Source organism: Paenibacillus sp. J22P165, assembly GCF_059692015.1.
In genome coordinates this window covers 88250-105817 of record NZ_JCAUAP010000012.1, presented here as the reverse complement: position 1 = coordinate 105817, position 17568 = coordinate 88250, and the positions used below count along the sequence as shown (strand labels likewise).

At 38.1% G+C, this 17568-nt stretch carries 11 protein-coding genes; 10 read left to right on the top strand and 1 reads right to left on the bottom strand.

The genetic code is table 11. The features are described 5' to 3' along the window. Nucleotides 1-99: 99 nt before the first annotated feature. From AC58QM_RS27885 to AC58QM_RS27875, 3 genes are all read left to right on the top strand, one after another. A complete protein-coding gene (locus AC58QM_RS27885) occupies nt 100-6564 on the top strand; it encodes an InlB B-repeat-containing protein (protein WP_497288053.1) in 6465 nt (2154 codons plus the stop codon). A 62-nt stretch (nt 6565-6626) separates the two neighbouring features. Next, nucleotides 6627-7370, top strand: coding sequence for a hypothetical protein (locus tag AC58QM_RS27880; RefSeq protein WP_497288052.1), 744 nt, complete (start codon nt 6627-6629; stop codon nt 7368-7370). A gap of 220 nt (nt 7371-7590) precedes the next feature. After that, a complete protein-coding gene (locus AC58QM_RS27875; RefSeq protein ID WP_497288051.1) occupies nt 7591-10275 on the top strand; it encodes a CBM96 family carbohydrate-binding protein in 2685 nt (894 codons plus the stop codon). A gap of 188 nt (nt 10276-10463) precedes the next feature. Here the strand turns inward: AC58QM_RS27875 and AC58QM_RS27870 are convergent, their stop codons facing one another. Then, nucleotides 10464-10802: a helix-turn-helix domain-containing protein gene (locus AC58QM_RS27870; RefSeq protein ID WP_057313124.1), complete on the bottom strand. Its 339-nt coding sequence runs from the start codon at nt 10800-10802 to the stop codon at nt 10464-10466. Between the two features lie 163 nt (nt 10803-10965). On the opposite strand from AC58QM_RS27870, the gene AC58QM_RS27865 reads away from it, so the two are divergent. The 7 genes from AC58QM_RS27865 (at nt 10966) to AC58QM_RS27835 (ending at nt 17515) form a co-directional block, all read left to right on the top strand. Then, nucleotides 10966-11247: a hypothetical protein gene (locus tag AC58QM_RS27865; RefSeq protein ID WP_497288050.1), complete on the top strand. Its 282-nt coding sequence runs from the start codon at nt 10966-10968 to the stop codon at nt 11245-11247. A gap of 8 nt (nt 11248-11255) precedes the next feature. Further along, entirely contained in the window at nt 11256-12281 is a 1026-nt protein-coding gene (locus AC58QM_RS27860) for a TniQ family protein (RefSeq protein ID WP_497288049.1), read from the top strand. Nucleotides 12282-12327: 46 nt separating this feature from the next. Continuing rightward, nucleotides 12328-12681, top strand: a complete 354-nt coding sequence (locus AC58QM_RS27855; RefSeq protein WP_497288048.1) for a hypothetical protein — start codon at nt 12328-12330, stop codon at nt 12679-12681. Nucleotides 12682-12814: 133 nt separating this feature from the next. After that, the gene (locus AC58QM_RS27850; RefSeq protein WP_497288047.1) at nt 12815-13627 is read left to right on the top strand and encodes a TnsA endonuclease N-terminal domain-containing protein; all 813 of its coding nucleotides are present in this window, start codon (nt 12815-12817) and stop codon (nt 13625-13627) included. An 11-nt stretch (nt 13628-13638) separates the two neighbouring features. Further along, nucleotides 13639-15822: a TnsB C-terminal domain-containing protein gene (locus AC58QM_RS27845; RefSeq protein WP_497288046.1), complete on the top strand. Its 2184-nt coding sequence runs from the start codon at nt 13639-13641 to the stop codon at nt 15820-15822. A gap of 17 nt (nt 15823-15839) precedes the next feature. Continuing rightward, nucleotides 15840-16301, top strand: a complete 462-nt coding sequence (locus AC58QM_RS27840; RefSeq protein WP_497288045.1) for a hypothetical protein — start codon at nt 15840-15842, stop codon at nt 16299-16301. A 14-nt stretch (nt 16302-16315) separates the two neighbouring features. Next, nucleotides 16316-17515 (top strand): ATP-binding protein, encoded by a 1200-nt coding sequence (locus tag AC58QM_RS27835; protein WP_497288044.1) that lies wholly within the window; start codon nt 16316-16318, stop codon nt 17513-17515. Nucleotides 17516-17568 lie beyond the last annotated feature (53 nt).

Here is a 17568-nt window from a genome sequence, read left to right as displayed (position 1 = left end):
CAAAGGAAGCATAGTGCATTCTTTAGAGATGCAATGTGCTTCTTGTCATTTCCAGAAAACTGGAAGCGATTACAATAGAGAATATGGGAGGAGACATTTATGAGAAATAGTAAGCTTTTTAAGGTGAATTTGGTGCTACTCATTTGCTTCCTGCTCGCAATGGTGCTGCCATCACAAGTGCAACTCAAGGTAGAAGCGGCAGAAGCAACAGAGACATTTTATGTTGACTATTCCAATGGTCAAGACACGAATGATGGAACTACACCAGAAACGGCATGGAAAACATTGGATAAGGTGAATGCAACCCAATTTGAACCGGGGAACAAAATTTTATTTAAAGCCGGTGAGATCTGGTTTGGGCAGCTTTGGCCAAAAGGTTCTGGTTCAGAGGGGAGTCCCATTATCATTGATAAGTATGGTGAAGGGGATAAGCCAAAGATTGATGCCGAAGGACTGATTTCAAGCGCTGTAAAGCTAGATAATCAAGAATATTGGGAAATTAACAATCTCGCTGTAACGAACTGGCGCACAACGAAAACGACCGTTCAATTAACGACTAACACCACTTTTGATGTGACGGGTTACTTAGCTGGTATTCGAGTAACGGCTTCTGGCAGAGAAGGTGCATATAAACATATTGTTATTCGTGATTGTTACATTCATGATATTAATGGTTTACGTGAGTTTGGACCCAATGACACAACCGGTGGGACGGTTAAAGGAGCGTATTCTAATCCACCCGTACTAGGAGGATATGATAGTTCATGGTTTAAGGCTACTGGCGGTATTTCGATCTCAACAGTGGACACGCGTCCAGATTATACGGGGCCTCAACCAGCTAAGACCTATTTTGATGGGGTAATTGTTGAGAATAATACGATTGAAAGGGTATCTGAAACGGGTATTCGAATTGCTCAAGCTTCAACTTTGACAGCGTATTCAAATGCAAACCAAACAGCTGTAGTTCCGAACCGAAATATTGTTATGAGAAATAATATGTTTATGGGTGGATTGGAATACTCAGACTTTGCACAATTAATCTCACCTGCGTACGCGCCTTTAAGTGAATATAATATCGCACATGACTGGCGTACTTCAGGTCTGGAAGTTACGAATACGATAGATGGCATTTACCAATTTAACGAAGTTTATAATATCAGACAGTGGCCAACAACAAGAACCGCTGATGACACAGCTTTTGACGCTGATTTGAACAGTAGTAATGTCATTTTTCAATATAACTATGCACATGATTCAGGTTCGGCTTTTCTAATCTGTGATTTGCAGGGGAGCAAGACGAACTATAAACCTATCATTTATCGCTACAATATTGCGCAAAATATAACAAATCGGCTGATTTATGGCGGTTATGGTGGGCTTGTCTATAACAATACGTTTTATTCACCGAATAATGACACAAGAGTGCAACCTGATAACAATACGGTTGTTTCCAATAATATATTCTATGTGAAAAGCCTTGCCAACGGCGGTGGTACATATAAGAACAATCTATATTATCTAGCCGCTCCAATTGCAGCAGATACGGCTGCAGTTGTAGGAGATCCACAATTTATTGATCCTGGTAAAGGTGAAACGGGTACAGTACCTGGTCAACCAAAGATTGATACGTTAGTTGGTTATAAGTTAAAAAATACATCCCCAGCAATCGATACTGGGATGCTTATCGCAAATAATGGGGGCAGAGATTACTTTGGTAATCCATTATATATGGATGCTCCTGATATAGGTGCACATGAATATTCAAATTCTGATAAACCCGTAGATCATGTGGCGTATGTAGAGTTGGATACTAATAAACGATTTATGAATGTTCAAGACACTGGAAGTATAAAGGCTACGGTTAAACCAAATTCCGTTAAGAATAAATTGGTCACTTTCTCTTCTAGCGATGAAAATATAGTAACTGTATCTCCAGCAGGCGTGTTAACGGCCGTTTCACCTGGAACAGCGAAAATCATTGCTGCAAGTAATTCAGATCCAATGGTTACCGCCGAATGTGTGATCGAAGTTTCCCCTATATCAAATAGGATTAAGATTATCACACCGACGGACGATGGGTATGTTCGAGGGGTAAATGTTTCATCGTACTCCTCCATTATTTCACAGAATGCTGATCCTAATAATTTGCAGATACAAAATAACGCAGATGTGGATGATGGATGGAATAAGAAGGTTCTACTACAATTTCCTACGTCAGATATACAAGATAATTTGAACGACAAAACATTTATTCTAAGAATTTTTGCCCATAAAATAGAGGCGGTTCCAGCTGCAGATGCAAAAGGACCTTATAAGACCATTTCAGTATTTCCTACGAATACAGGTTGGACTGAAACAACTCTTAAAGGAAATAATAGACCTGCTCGTAGTCAAGTTACATCAATAGGAACATTTAATGTCCCGGTTAGCAACACACAAGTATACTCATGGTTTGATGTGAATGTCACTGATTATATGAAAGCCTATCTAGCTAGCGGTGATAAAACTCAAGCTTCCTTTGAGTTAAGTAATGAGTCTTTAAGAGCAAATACAGATTCCAAATTTATTGAGTTTTCTTCTAAAGATTCTTCAGATAATTTGCCTCCACAGCTTATTGTTAGTACGATACCTATTCAAGCGCCGACAAGTGTGGCCCTTACTACAACGGTAGGCACAGCGCCAGTACTGCCAGCAACTGTAGATGCAACTAATCTTGCTAATGGAAGTAGTATTCCTGTAGCCGTGCAATGGGAATCGGTGAATCCTTCATTGTACTCAGCAAAGGGAACTTTTGATGTAAAAGGGATTATCAGTGAGCCTACTTATGCTTCACTTGAAGTGCCAGTCATTATTAAAGTTACTGTAGAACCCAAAGTTCTTTCCGTTGCACTTGATGCAAATATGCTATACCTCAATGTAGGTGGCGTTAAAACGATCAGCAGCAATGTTTTTCCTGAAACGATTACAAATAAAAGTGTGACTTTCACATCAAGTAATGAGGGAATAGCGACAGTTTCAGCTGATGGGAAAATAACGGCAATTGCAGAAGGAACAGCGATCATTACTGCAACAAGTGTAAGCGATCCAACAATCTCTACTACTTGCGATATTACCGTATCAGCTATTACATCTGTTGCAAATTATCCGAAACAGATCTTTAAATCGACACAGGACTCCTATGTAAGAGATAGAACAAATATCGAAAATTTCGGTAGCGATGCATTCATTCACATTAAATCAGCTAATTCTGCTGGGTTTTCTAGAGTAGGCTATGTGCAATTTGATATCAGTTCATTTCCAAGCAATAGTACATTGTCGGCCAAGCTTAAATTGTATGGGAAAACGATTGATCAAGGCTCCAAAGCTTTGACTAATTTAGGTGTATATGAAACAGATTCCGGCTGGAGTGAGACTGGCATTAATTGGACGAACAGAAAACCATTTAAAGGCAGTGAAATTGCATCCTTTAAAGCACCAACTATACCCGGTAGTGCTTCGGCAGCTACTGCGCAAGGTGTATGGTACGAGGTAGATATTACTGATTTTATTAATACTAGACTACAATCTGGACTTTCACTATCAGGCGTATCTTTAGGCTTAGCTTTTACTGAATTTGTAAACAATAATTTGAGCCCATCTTCAACTTTTAATACGGGCATACAATTCTCATCAAGAAATGATACTGCGGGGGACTTTGCACCGCGTGTAGAATTGGCTGTTATTCCTTATTCAATCGTGGGCGACAAAAAAGTGCGTACAACTAGAGGGACAGCACCGGTTATGCCTCAAACCCTAGAAGTTCGTGATACAACTACAGGTTTGACTAGTCAAGTTCCTGTGACATGGGAAGTGATTCCTGCATCTAGATATGCAAGTCCGTCAAGTTTTGATGTAAGTGGCACTTTTGACTATAATGGTCAACCTCAATCGGTTATATACAATGTAATTGTAGAAGCTCCTGAAACTAAATTACTATTTAACGCTGACTCAGGGACTGTTAGTCCGACGGTTAGCACGGTGACTTACGGGAATTCTGTTGGGTGGTTACCTACTCCTGCAAAAGCTGGCTATGTATTTAAGGGGTGGAATACAAGTGCGGATGGAACAGGGGTACCATATCGTCCAATAACTCTGTATACGCAATACACAGACACGATCTTGTATGCACAATGGGAAGCCAAAGTGTATGTATTCAGCTTTAATGCACAAGGTGGAGGGCCAGCTCCAGATAACCAAACCGTAACTTTTGGTGGCCAGGTTGCTGCTCTGCCAGCTGTATCAAGAGAGGGCTATACGTTTAAAGGCTGGAACACATCCGCAAATGGAACTGGAACGACAGTTACAGAAGGCGCTATCTATCAGGATCCAAAAGATACAAATCTGTATGCAATATGGGAGGCGGATGCGTATCAGATTACATTTGAACCGCAAACAACCGTCCTTTCACCATTCACGAAGTCTGTTACTTATGATTCGCCGATTGGAACAGTTCAACCAATTGAGCGTGATGGTTATTCTTTCAGTGGCTGGAACACTGCTTCAGATGGGACTGGTCAATCCTATACCGAAGCAACGCTATATCAGTTATCAGAAAATCTAACTTTGTATGCTCAGTGGTCTGTTGGGACGTATACGCTGCATTTTGATGCCAATGGTGGAAATGAAGGTTATTCTAATAAGCTGGTTAGCTATGAAGTGGCTGTTGGCACCTTACATACACCAATTCGCATTGGATATACGTTTAAAGAATGGAACACGGCTAACGATGGAACAGGAGTTGCGTTTACAGCCAATACAATGTATCAAACAGCATCTGATACAGTATTATTTGCGATCTGGACAGCAAATGCATACACGTTAAGCTTCGATGTGCAAGGTGGCAGTTTAAATGGCAGTTCAGTCACTTCTGTGACCTATGCAACTTATGTAGGCACGCTGCCAGTACCGACGAAGACAGGTTATACCTTTGTTGAATGGAACACGGTAGGTAATGGTACAGGTGAAGCGGTTTTAAGTGGATCTTGGTACCGAACAGCTGCGGATTGTATACTTTATGCAAGATGGTCGCCCAATACCTATACGTTGAATTTGGATGCAGAAGGTGGCGAAGTAAGCGTATCAAATAAGGAAGTAGTCTTTGCGGCTCCAGTTGGAGTGCTACCAGTGCCATTGAAAACAGGGCATATATTTATGGGGTGGAATGTGAAGGAAGATGGCAGCGGTAGCTTCTATACAGAAGCAACTAGCTTAAACGTAGCATCAGATACAACACTTTATGCCATTTGGAAAGTCATTGAGCAAGGTGGCGGTTCTTCAACGGGAAATACACCATATACACCAACTTTAATCCTACAAGATCGCGTTGAAGTAACTACGGAATTGGAGAAATACACCAAAATAACAACAGATGTTCATGGAACCGTAGTAGCTCAATTGAATATTGATGCTAGTAACATTCAAACATCATTAGATCAGTTGAAAGATGGCGCAATCTTAGTACTTATGTCTCCAAAGGCAGTTGAAGTGCAAAAGGATACAGGCTTTCAAGTGAACTTGCATATAGAGCAATTGAGTTTACTTACGGATAAACATATCTCACTTGAGCTTCAAGCAGGGAACAAATCGTATATTTTAAGTGCGGAAGAGATGCTTGCTCAGGCTAAACTACTTTTCCCGAACGCATCACCAAATCAAATTTCAATAACAATAGTTAATACACCATCTAATGAAAAAGAGACTGCTGCTATAAAACAAGAAGCTGAAAGACAAGGTTACACGTTATTAGATTCTCCTGTATCATTCGAAGTAAAGTTATCGAATAATGGGGTTGATAAACCTACTGAAATGTTTGAAAAGATGGTTGGTCGTATTTTAGGTGAAACTACACACAAAGATGTTATCGCTTTAAGAATGCAAAAAGATGGCTCCTTTGTTCCTGTTCCATTAGTAAATCTAAATGGTAAATATGTAGGTATGAGTCTATTGAACAGTACCTATGTACTTGCAGCAGCTAGACAAATTACATTCAACGATGTAAAAGGGAATGAAGCAGAAGAAAGTATTCAAGCTTTAGCCTCTAAATATGTGGTTAATGGTTTGCCAAATGGGGATTTTGAACCGAATCGTTCTGTAACTCGTGCGGAATTTGTGCAAATGTTATCAGCGGCATTAGGTATTTATGACAAAGGAGTAGCTGAACAACGCTTTAAAGACGTTGACGTGAAGGATTGGTATGCTGATGCGATAACCAGAGCAGTAGATGCTAAACTAATAAGCGGTGTAACGGAAGATATGTTTAATCCAAGCGGTATCATTACTCATGAAGAAGTCTATACAATTCTTGGTAGAACATTACCGCTCTTAAGACTCGATGGTAAAGTAGATCCAAATAAGACATTGTCTGCATTTAAGGATGCCACCACGCTATCTGATTGGTCTGTACTAGCGTCTGCAAGCCTTGTAGACCTAGGTATTATTTCTGAAGATCAGCTACATGCAAAAAGAATAATCACGCGTGCAGAGGCTGCTGTGTTCATTCAACGGTTATTAGAAAAAGCATTTTAGATTTTGGAATAGGGGTAAGCCATTGACCATATAGAGTCAATGGCTTGCTTTATTAATGGAGGATGATGGTTATTAAGAAAAAGATACTACTTCTAAGTATAGCGACTACACTGATTATCCTACTGTTGGCCATGATCATGGAGTGGAATCACGATAAAAACGAAGCTCTTGCTTATATCAATGGTGTAGATATAACTGGATCAGAATTCTCATTGATACAAAATAATGGGAAATCTGAAGTCATTACGTACTTTAGACAAAAGTATAAGGCTGATATTGATAAAACATTTTGGAACCGAAATTACAACGGTGAAATCCCATTAGAGATTTTAAAACAAAAAACGATGGATAAGTTGACTAAACTGAAAATGGAGCAAATTCTGGCTAAAGACAAAGGTATAATTGAAGATATAAGCTATGAAGCCTTTCTTGATGCTCTTAAAAATGAAAATAACACTCGTAAAAAATCCATTGAAAGTGGAAAAGTTATCTATGGGAATAAACAGTTTGGTGAATTGGAGTACTATAATTACCGCCAAAGTAATTTGGTTTTAGAGTTGAAAAAGAAGTTAATGGACAATGAACTTAAACCAAGTGATGGAGAGCTTGAAGCGTATTATTTGCAGAAGAGAGATAATATGTACAAGTTGGGGACAACCACTGGGTACAGAGAATTATCAGAAGTCAAAGAAGATGTTGCGATGCAAATTGTAAATACAAAATATGATGAATTTATTGAACAGATGATTAAAAAATTGAATTTGAAAATAAACGATAAACTTTATAGAAGAATTAAGAATGATTGAAAAGCTTTAACACATAACGGTAATAGAGTAAAAATTGTATAGAAAGAAGTCAGAATCGTCAGCAGACATATCTTTCTCATTTGTATATGATTATTTCAATCGTAAGCCATTCACTAACGATTTCATGGGAGCATCACACATTCGATTATCGATGTAGGGTGCTCCTTTTCATCTGTTGATAATGGAAGCGATTTCAAAAATAGCAGAGGAGGAATTATTGATGAGCAGAAGCAAGTTTTGTGGGAGGATGAAGGTTGTAGTTATGGCCATGTTTGTATTGGCTATGATACTGCCAGCCCAAGTAATGCCCAAGGCTGAAGCAGCAGTAACGGGTACTTATTATGTGGATTACTCGAATGGGCAAGATTCGAATGACGGGACAACACCAGGGACAGCGTGGAAAACCTTAGGCAAGGTAAATGCGACGCAATTTGCACCAGGTAACCAAATACTATTTAAATCAGGAGAAATCTGGTTTGGACAACTTTGGCCGAAAGGTTCTGGTGTAGAAGGCAGCCCTATTGTTATTAGTAGCTATGGTACGGGAGAAAAACCGAAGATTGATGCCGAAGGTCTGATTTCGAGTGCCGTGAAGCTGGATAACCAAGAGTATTGGGAAATTAACAATCTGGCTGTAACTAATTGGCGCACGACAACTACTACGGTTCAACTAACTACGAGCTCGACTTTCGAGGTTACTGGGTACTTGGCTGGTATTCGGGTAACAGCATCGGGGCGAGAGGGGGCTTATAAGCATATTGTCATTCGTAATTGTTACATTCACGATATTAACGGGTTGCGTGAGTTTGGACCAAATGACACAACCGGTGGGACTGTAGCGGGGGCGTATTCAAATCCGCCTGCTTTAGGTGGGTATGATAGCTCTTGGTTTAAGGGTACAGGAGGCATCTCCATTGCCACTGTAGACACACGTCCAGGGTATACAGGGACGCAACCAGCAAAAACGTATTTCGATGGCATTACCATTGAGAACAATACGATTGAAAGAGTATCGGAGACAGGGATTCGAATTGCACAAGCAGCAACTTTGGCAGCGTATTCCAATGCGAACCAAACGGCTGTTGTTCCGAACAGAAATATTGTAATGAGAAATAATATGTTAATGGGAGGATTGGAATACTCTGACTTCGGTCAGTTAATCTCACCTTCCTATGCACCGTTAAGTGAGTATAATATCGCACATGACTGGCGCACCTCTGGTATAGAAGTTACGAATACGATTGATGGTATTTACCAATTTAATGAAGTTTATAATATAACGCATTGGACAACGACTAGAACTGCCGACGATACGGCATTTGACGCGGATTTGAACAGTAGTAATGTTATTTTTCAATATAACTATGTCCATGATTCAGGATCTGCATTTCTTATTTGTGATTTACAGGGAAATAAGTCTAACTACAAGCCTATCATTTATCGTTATAATATTGCACAAAACATTACAAATAGGTTGATATATGGTGGCTATGGTGGACTAGTTTATAACAATACATTTTATTCTCCGAATAATGACACAAGAGTGTCACCGGATAACAATACGGTTGTCTCAAATAATATTTTTTATGTTAAAAGCCTTGTAAATGGTGGTGGTACGTATAGAAACAATTTATATTATCTAACCGCTCCACTAGCTGCAGATGCAACTGCAGTTGTCGGAGATCCTCAATTTGTGGATCCTGGTAAGGGTGGTACAGGTACGTTACCTGGTCAACCTAAGATTGATACGTTGACAGGATATAAGCTAAAGAATACATCTCCGGCTATCGATGCAGGGATACTTATTGCAAACAATGGAGGCAGAGATTATTTTGGCAATTCGTTGTACTTGGATGCTCCAGATATTGGCGCACATGAATATTCAGATCCTGATAAACCTACAGCTTCTACGAATAAACGAGTCATTAAAGTAAAGGAAGATGCTTTTGTAAGAAGCGGAAGCTACGCAGGAAATAACTATGGCACAGCTACCGTGTTAGAAGTGAAAGAAAATCCTACAGGCTATGGACGGAAAACGTTCATGAAGTTCGATCTCGGAACTTTGACCGGTGATGATATTGCTGCAGTTAAATTAAAGGTGTATGGTGCAATAACAGATGCCGCTGGTTCCGTTGCGAACGTTGGTATCTATGAAGTACAGAATGACACTTGGACAGAGAGTACGCTGAATTGGAACAATATGCCGACCATTGGTAGTTTGTCGAGTACTGTTGCCTTTAATGGAGCGTATCAATGGCGGGAGTATGACCTTACCTCATATGCTGTTGCTCAAGCAAATGGGGATAAGACACTCAGCGTGGCTTTGCAGGATTCGTCAGGCTACTTGAGCAGTATCCTAAGCAAAGAAACGGCTGGTGGAAGTGCTTATTTGGAAGTGACATTAAAGCCAGTGAAGTTGAATGTAGTCGCAGACTCATATGTGCGTAGTGGAGGCTCAGCAGGGACTAATTATGGAACAGCTGTAGGTTTGGATATTAAGGACAATCCGACTGGGTATGGGCGCAAAGCTTTCTTGAAATTTGACCTCAACTCTATCAGTCAGCCAATTGACTCCGTTATATTAAATATATATAGCGCTTTGGCAGATCCAAACGGAACTAACTCAAATGTTGCAGTATACGAGGTGCAAAATGATGCTTGGTCCGAAAGCGGGCTTAACTGGAATAATATGCCGGTTGTTGGGAGCGTCATAGCTACAGCAACGTTTAATTCAACGTATCAATGGCGACAGTATGACATTACAGCCTTTGCGCAAGCGCAGGTTAGTGGAGACAAGACATTAAGTCTTGCTCTGCAAGATTTAACTGGCTTGTTTAGCACAGTCAAAAGTAAGGAAAGTGATAGCGGTTTGTATAAAGCCTATCTACAGGTCACTTTACAGTAGAAAGTTTGAAGTAAGGAGGAGAATTTTAATAAAGACTCCTTCTTTGTGCTAGTAATTTTTAGAAGCATAAACCATTCATAATGGCAAACTTATGAGTTCCGTAACAATGCTGTATGTAAAATTATTGACTATTATTTGATATAAAAAGAGGTTATCCCACAATCGGGATAACCTCTTTAGTTTCGTTTTCATTTACTTCTATAAAACTCAGACAAAATAAATTTTGCTCTCTTAATCTCCTCATTTGATTGACGCATGAGTAAATTAAGGACTTCTTGAAGATCCCTTTGTTTGCTTGTTTGACCTAAGTCAAGGCCAGCGTATCTAAACAGTTCCTGTACATCAGTATTTAATGCTTCGGCCATTTTTTCGAGATTAAGTAAAGTGATGTTTTTTTCTCCACGTTCAACTGCCCCTACGTAAGTAAAATGGAATCCAGACACCTCAGCTAATTGTTCCTGAGTTAAACCACGATCTTTACGAATATCTCTAACTCTAGCACCAACAATCTTTAAAATGTCGCCCATGTTAATTACACCTCATTAAAAGTGTAGACAATGGGTAGCAATTGAAACACAAACGTATAAATATTAAAAATTAAAATACTGTTTATAAGTATAAAAACTACCGAATTTGATAATAACTATTAGTAGATTAATAGGAAAGAATTTATTGAGAGAGGTGATTTTAATGGGAAAAATTTTTGCGTTTGGCCTGGTTACACCAATGGGTATCTATTCCAATGATTTGTTTTACACATGCCCAAAAGCGATTGAAGAACAGTGGTTCTATCGAGCAGCAATTTATGGAACATGGTTAATCCCAGTTATATATTCAAAGGAGGAGGTTGAGTGCATCAAACTTGTATATGAAGGAGAAATATTTATGGCAAATATCGTACCTGATACTTTAAAGATATCGAAATTTATTATGCGTTCTATTGAGAAAGGGAGCACTTCTTTAGGAGGTTGAAATTAGAAATGAATTTTTTTCCAAACCTGTACCCAGATGAAATACTTTATAGCATTTTAGCAAGATATCATCACTTAAGTGGTAATTTGAAAGTTGAAAAAACGATGGTTGATTTGTATGGAGTCAAATGCACTCAAATATTAGATTTCCCTAAGATCACGAATCGTTTAGTTAAAAACATTCCTGGTATATACAACTATAGCGAACAGGACATTATTCGGAAACATTCGTTACTTCCTTATTTTCTCCCCTTTTTAACACCTAAAAGTAAGCAACAAGTGCTAAAAATGATGGACACAAATGCAAGATATCATCTCATTCATTCCCAAGTAGGATATATTACAAAATCAAGTATAAGCAATCATTTAAAGTACTGCACATCCTGTTTAATTGAGGATTTGAATAAGAATGGTGAATCATACTGGCGAAGGACACATCAAGCACCAGGAAACTTTTATTGTCTAGATCATCAAAGAATACTTTCTACTGGATGTGAAGAATGTGGATTTCATTTCACAACGAAATTAAGAAATCAGCTCTATATTCTAAAACAATCTTGTCCTAAATGCGGGTCAGATTTAACCTTGCAAAATCAATGTTGGAGTCCATTATTAATTGAATTTAAAACCCAACTAATTGAGATTAGTAGTGAGATTAATTATTTATTCAATGAACAGAATGTTTGGTTAGATGAGTTATTTATAAAATTACACAATCAATATGTTGAGAAATTAATTGAAGCTAATTTCTATGAATTCGATAACAAATTAAGGTTGCGCAAACTAATTTATTTTTTTCAGAATTTTTATAGTAAATCGTTACTTGAGTTATTAGGATGTGACGTAGAAATAGGAGGTTGGTTGAAAGAATGCATTGATGGAGAATATGCAAGACACCCATTAAAACACATATTATTGATAAAGTTCTTGTTTGGTTCTTTAAACGGATTGAAATTACAACAAGCTTCCCTAAATCCTAACACGATACAAAATAGCTCCATACTTTTAAGCTCAGAAATAAAAAGTGCAGCATAGAAAAGAACATTTTTTTGAAGTACAAAATTGCAGGGAGGAGAGCTTAATGGAGGAATTGCTCAATGTCGTATCCGATAGTATAAAAAAAATAAACACTAACATAGCTAGAAATAAAAAGCACTTTGATTATCCGTTTACCAGCAATTGTTCTCATTATTATAAACTTATGCTTCTACATAGTCAGTCTGAATGTTGGGATCAGGTCTTACAACTTCTAATGAGTTTTAATAAGAAGCGATGGGTGGAATATAGCAAAAAGAGTGATGAGTTTGAACAAAAGCTAATAAATGAAAAGTCAGGTTTTCCTGGATTTGTAACTCAAACTACTTTAGTTCAAATGCTTGAATACATGCGAACACTTGAATGGAAGGTGGAAGAATTGATGAAAAATAAAAAATAAGCTATTACTAAGGTATTTTACAGAAATGTATTAGCAGGGAACAACGAAAGTTTCTAATGTACAGGTATGAATAAAATGTATTCGTTTGGAAAAATTATCAAGAAATACACTTCCCAATTGGAGGTTGACAGCAATGGCAAAATTCAAGTATGCAGTTGATGAAAACACGATAGCGAAGCGACTAAAAGAAGGAAGAGGTAGTGGGACAGGCTCAGCGTATATCCCATGGATACGTGTACATGAGGTTCCTTCTATTGGAAAGTCAAGTATTCGTAGCAGTTGGAGAACAGAACGTGAGCATCACTTCTTATCACTTCTTGAAGCAATGTATTTTTATTTATTGGAATGGGACGATAGTGTCGTCGATTCTAGAGAACAGTTCCCACTTCTTCCTCGAGAAGAAACGCAAGCTATTGCAGCGGAACTTGGAATCAAACACCCCGCTGATCCGAAAACCAAGGTCGATATCGTTATGACTACTGATAATCTTATTACTCAATTAACTGCCCATGGTCATGTTATTAAAGCAAGATCTATTAAATATGCTGAGGCAATTTGTAAACGCCGTACTTCAGAAAAGCAGTTAATCGAGAAAATTTATTGGTCAAGAAGAGGCGTAGAGTGGAATGTGGTAACTGAAAACTCTATACACATTCCCTTGGTTCAAAATATTCAAATGTTACATAAGTCAAAGAGCAGATTTGGATTGTTTCCTAATATTGATGATGCTACTTTGAATTCACTAGAAGATAAGTTAATGAAGCATTTGCCAGGAAGTAATACAATTTTGGCGGATTTAACAGATGTCTTAGACAAATATTATGCTGTTCCAGCAAGTACAAGCATTACGCTTTTGAAGCATTTGATCGCCAATAAAAAAATAATCGTAGATATGAATCAATTGTTTAATCCCTGTAAACAAGTCAGAATATCACTTCCAAGTTAAGGGGTTATTGAATGCAAACTTTAATTACAAACCAAGTGCTGCAATGGGCGCCATTTGAAGATAAGAACTCTGTGTTTGAACGCATCGTGGATATATCGCATCATCCAGATTTACTATATGTTATCGATTTAAACAAGGATGCCTTCCCGTTTGAACGATCGATCGATGATGTAACTGCTGCTTTAGTGTTAGGAGAGGCGCGTATTGTGAAATACGTAAGTGAAGCAGAAAAAATGAATTATGATCTATTGCCGGCCAAACGGAAAGCAGAGCTTGATGAAGCTTGGGATTTCCTTAAGGAATATGTTGAAAACGAGCCATATATTTTCATAAGTGATTATCGTGGGCCTATGGTGAATGAGTGTATGGAAAAGTCATCTTATTCCATGCCTAAAGTACACAGGCTGCTGAAAAAATATTGGAGGTCTGGGAAGTTAAAAGTAGGACTTCTTAATCGCTATGATAAATGTGGTGGGTCAGGTAGTAATAAGTTAGCAACGGAAAGCACTAAGAAAAGAGGTCGAAAGCGAAAAATCACAAAAATTGAACCCGAGAAAGTAGGAGTTAATACGGATGCTACCATTCATAAGCATATGATGATGGCATATAGAACATTTCATCTTAGAGAAAAACTTTCATTGCGTGAATCCTTTAAGAAGATGTTACGCACTTTTTTTATAAGCCATTATGAAGAAGAGAATGGGAAAACAAAGCCAGTTCTCTTGCCAGGAGAACAAAGACCTGAGTTCAAAACGTATTATTATTATGTCGATAAGGCTAAAAAGTCTAATTTTATCGGTTCTTCATTAGGACTGATTGGGGAACGAAGATTTAATTTGGATAAGAGAGCGAAAATTGGTAATCAGACAAAACAAGCACTGGTACCAGGTTCCATATTCCATATTGATTCCACAATTGCTGATTTATATTTAGCAAGCAGCTATCGCGAATTCTTACCAATTGGAAGACCTGTAATTTACAGTGTTATTGATTTGTTTAGTCACTATATTGCTGGAATTTATATTGGATATGAAAGGTCATACATCGGGGCTGCTATGGCAATATATAACACCGGTTCTTCGAAAGTTGATCTCTGTGAGAGGAGCGGCATGACAATTACACCAGAAGAATGGCCCTTGGCTTGCTTACCGCGACAATTTACTGCAGACCGAGGAGAGTTATTAAATACAAAAACAACTGGTCTTCGAACTTTACTTGGAATTGATATTGAGTATATGGCTCCTTATCGTGCAGATTGGAAGGCATTAGTTGAAAGCTTTTTTAATGTCTACAATGTCAGTGCTATTTCTCGGTTACCAGGAGAGGTTTCAATTGAAATGAGGCGTAGAGGAGATCCAGATCCAAGAACGAAAGCTGTTTTAACACTTAAAGAGTTTTCGCAAATCATCTATGATTTAGCTATTTGGCATAACAACTATCACTGGATGGATGGGTATGCATTGGATGAAGATATGATTGCTGAAGGTGTAAAACCAATCCCACGTGACTTATTAGAATGGGGAATGAAACGAAAAGGGCATTGCTTCAGAAGTTTCGAAGAAGAAACATTAAAAATGAACTTGTTACCTACAGAAACAGGTAGAATTACGAATTTAGGTATTAAGTTCAAAGGTATTCACTACACCTGCGATCAGGCAATTCGTGAAGGATGGTTTGTCGATGGGAACCCTCGAATTGGTAATAAACTTAATATTGCATTTGATCCGAGGTTTACGGAAAAGATCATATTAAAAGGGGATAAAGGTATCGGTCATCTTCCACTCGAAATGGTCGATTCTAATCATCATGCTCTGCAAAAATCTTGGGATGAATTCGAGCATATCGTAGAAGTGATAGGTTTAGAAAAAGAAGTATATAGAGAAGTCGAAGAACAAGCTGAAGCAGAACGGGGATACCGCAGGGATAATATTGTTGAAATGGCTAAAGCACTTAAGCAAGAAAGCGGTTTAAGTAATGCAAAATTAATAGACGGTTTGGCTGAGCGGACAGCACTAGAAAAAGATTCGATTCGTCGAACTGAGCACTTCTTCACTGAGGATGCAAATTATGATATGCCTGAAGAAGTCAGAAATGACATTATTCCAATCGATTCGACTGAATTGAAACCAGAAACGTCAAAAAAGCAAACTCCAACAAGTTCACGATTACAAGCGTTATTTGCAGCACAAAACTGAAAAGGGGGTTGATGTAGATGGATGTTATTCAGGAAAGAATCGCTTTTCTAAGGGGAGCAGATGTTACTGCTTCCTATAGAAGAGCTGTAATTGCTAAATATCGGGGAAACCCGTTAATTGAAGCCATTCAACCAATCCGCGATGTTCCAATTGTAATTAAGAAATTAACTAAGAAAGTTTCATTCCATGAGCGTGATAGACTTAGGAATACTACGGAAAGGCTTCACTGTATTTACGATCTGCCGCGGCTAGTACAACCACTTGAAAACCATCTTCGAATAGAGCAAAGTTTGTCTATATTAATACGTGATGGTTATGTTGATAGAAATCCTCTCACAGTAAATGGTGTAAGAATCCGAAATGAGGCTGCAGAGAACGTTGCTAAAGCGATGGAGGTCTTTAAGCAGTTGAAGATAACTTCTCAGACTGTGTCATTTGATAACAAATCATATAAAACTTCTGGAGGGGGTTATCTATAATTGGAGTTTCTGGAATGGGGAAAACAACAGCTATTAATAATATCCTCATGACAATGTATCCTGCACAGGTTATTCGTCATGCACAATATAAGGGGCAAAACATTAACTTTACACAAATTGTATGGTTAAAGTTAGAATGTCCGCCAAAAGGTACAATTAAGGGCTTATGCCTAAATTTCTTCCAAGTTCTCAAAGATCTCGTAGGGGATACTCATTACGATACTTTCGTAAAAAAAAGTACTGTTGATCAAATGATTCCTACTATGGCTCAATTGTGCGCGACATATATGATAGGTGCATTAATAATTGATGAGATTCAGCATTTAAGTGGAAATACGGATGAAGAAGAACATATGCTCAATTTTTTTGTTACGATTAAAAATATGCTTGGCGTTCCAATAGTTCTTATTGGAACGAATAAGGCATGGGAGATGTTATCGAAGGAGTTTAGACAACTTCGTAGAGCCTGTGAACATTTTGGGGTTATCTTTTGGGAGCGCATGGACTATCGATCAATAGATGCCCAAGATGCTTCTGAAGAAGGTCTTGAATGGAAACTTTTTTTAGGAGCTCTATGGAAGTATCAATGGACTCGCCAACCCGTTGAGTTAAATGAAACATTAAATCAGGTAATGTACGAATATTCCCAAGGTGTGACGGATATTGCCATTAAGTTATTTATGATTGCTCAATGGAGGGCCATTAACTTAAATGTTGAATCACTTACTCCTCAAATTTTTCGGGATGTATTTGAAAATGAATTATGTGCTTTAAAACCAGTATTGCTGGCTCTTAAGTTAAATGAATATGCAAAACTTGAAGCAATGAAAGACATTTATATAAAAGATTTTAAAATAGATAAATTTTTCAATTCAGCATTGGCTGAGTTATCTAAGAGGCAACTCCAAGCTAATAAAGCAGCAAAAGAGAATATTCCAAGGGATCCTCTAGATATCGCATACGAAGCAACTAAGTGGTTAATGGAAGCTCAAATTCCAGCAAATCATGCAGAGATGATTGTAAAAGCATTATTAGAGCAGAACAAAAATATATTACTTCCAGAATTGAAAAGCTTAGCATTTCAAGCATATGCTAAAGTGAAATTAAAAGTTGATCGTAAGCAAAGAGTTAGAAATAAAAGTGTTGTAGTAAATACAATTGACCAGACTTTGGTTGATCTAAGTAGAGATGTATTAGCAACACATAGTATTTAAGAGTGGGGCATTACGAATATCGTTAAATTAGGTCAATCGGAGATATCTGGTTG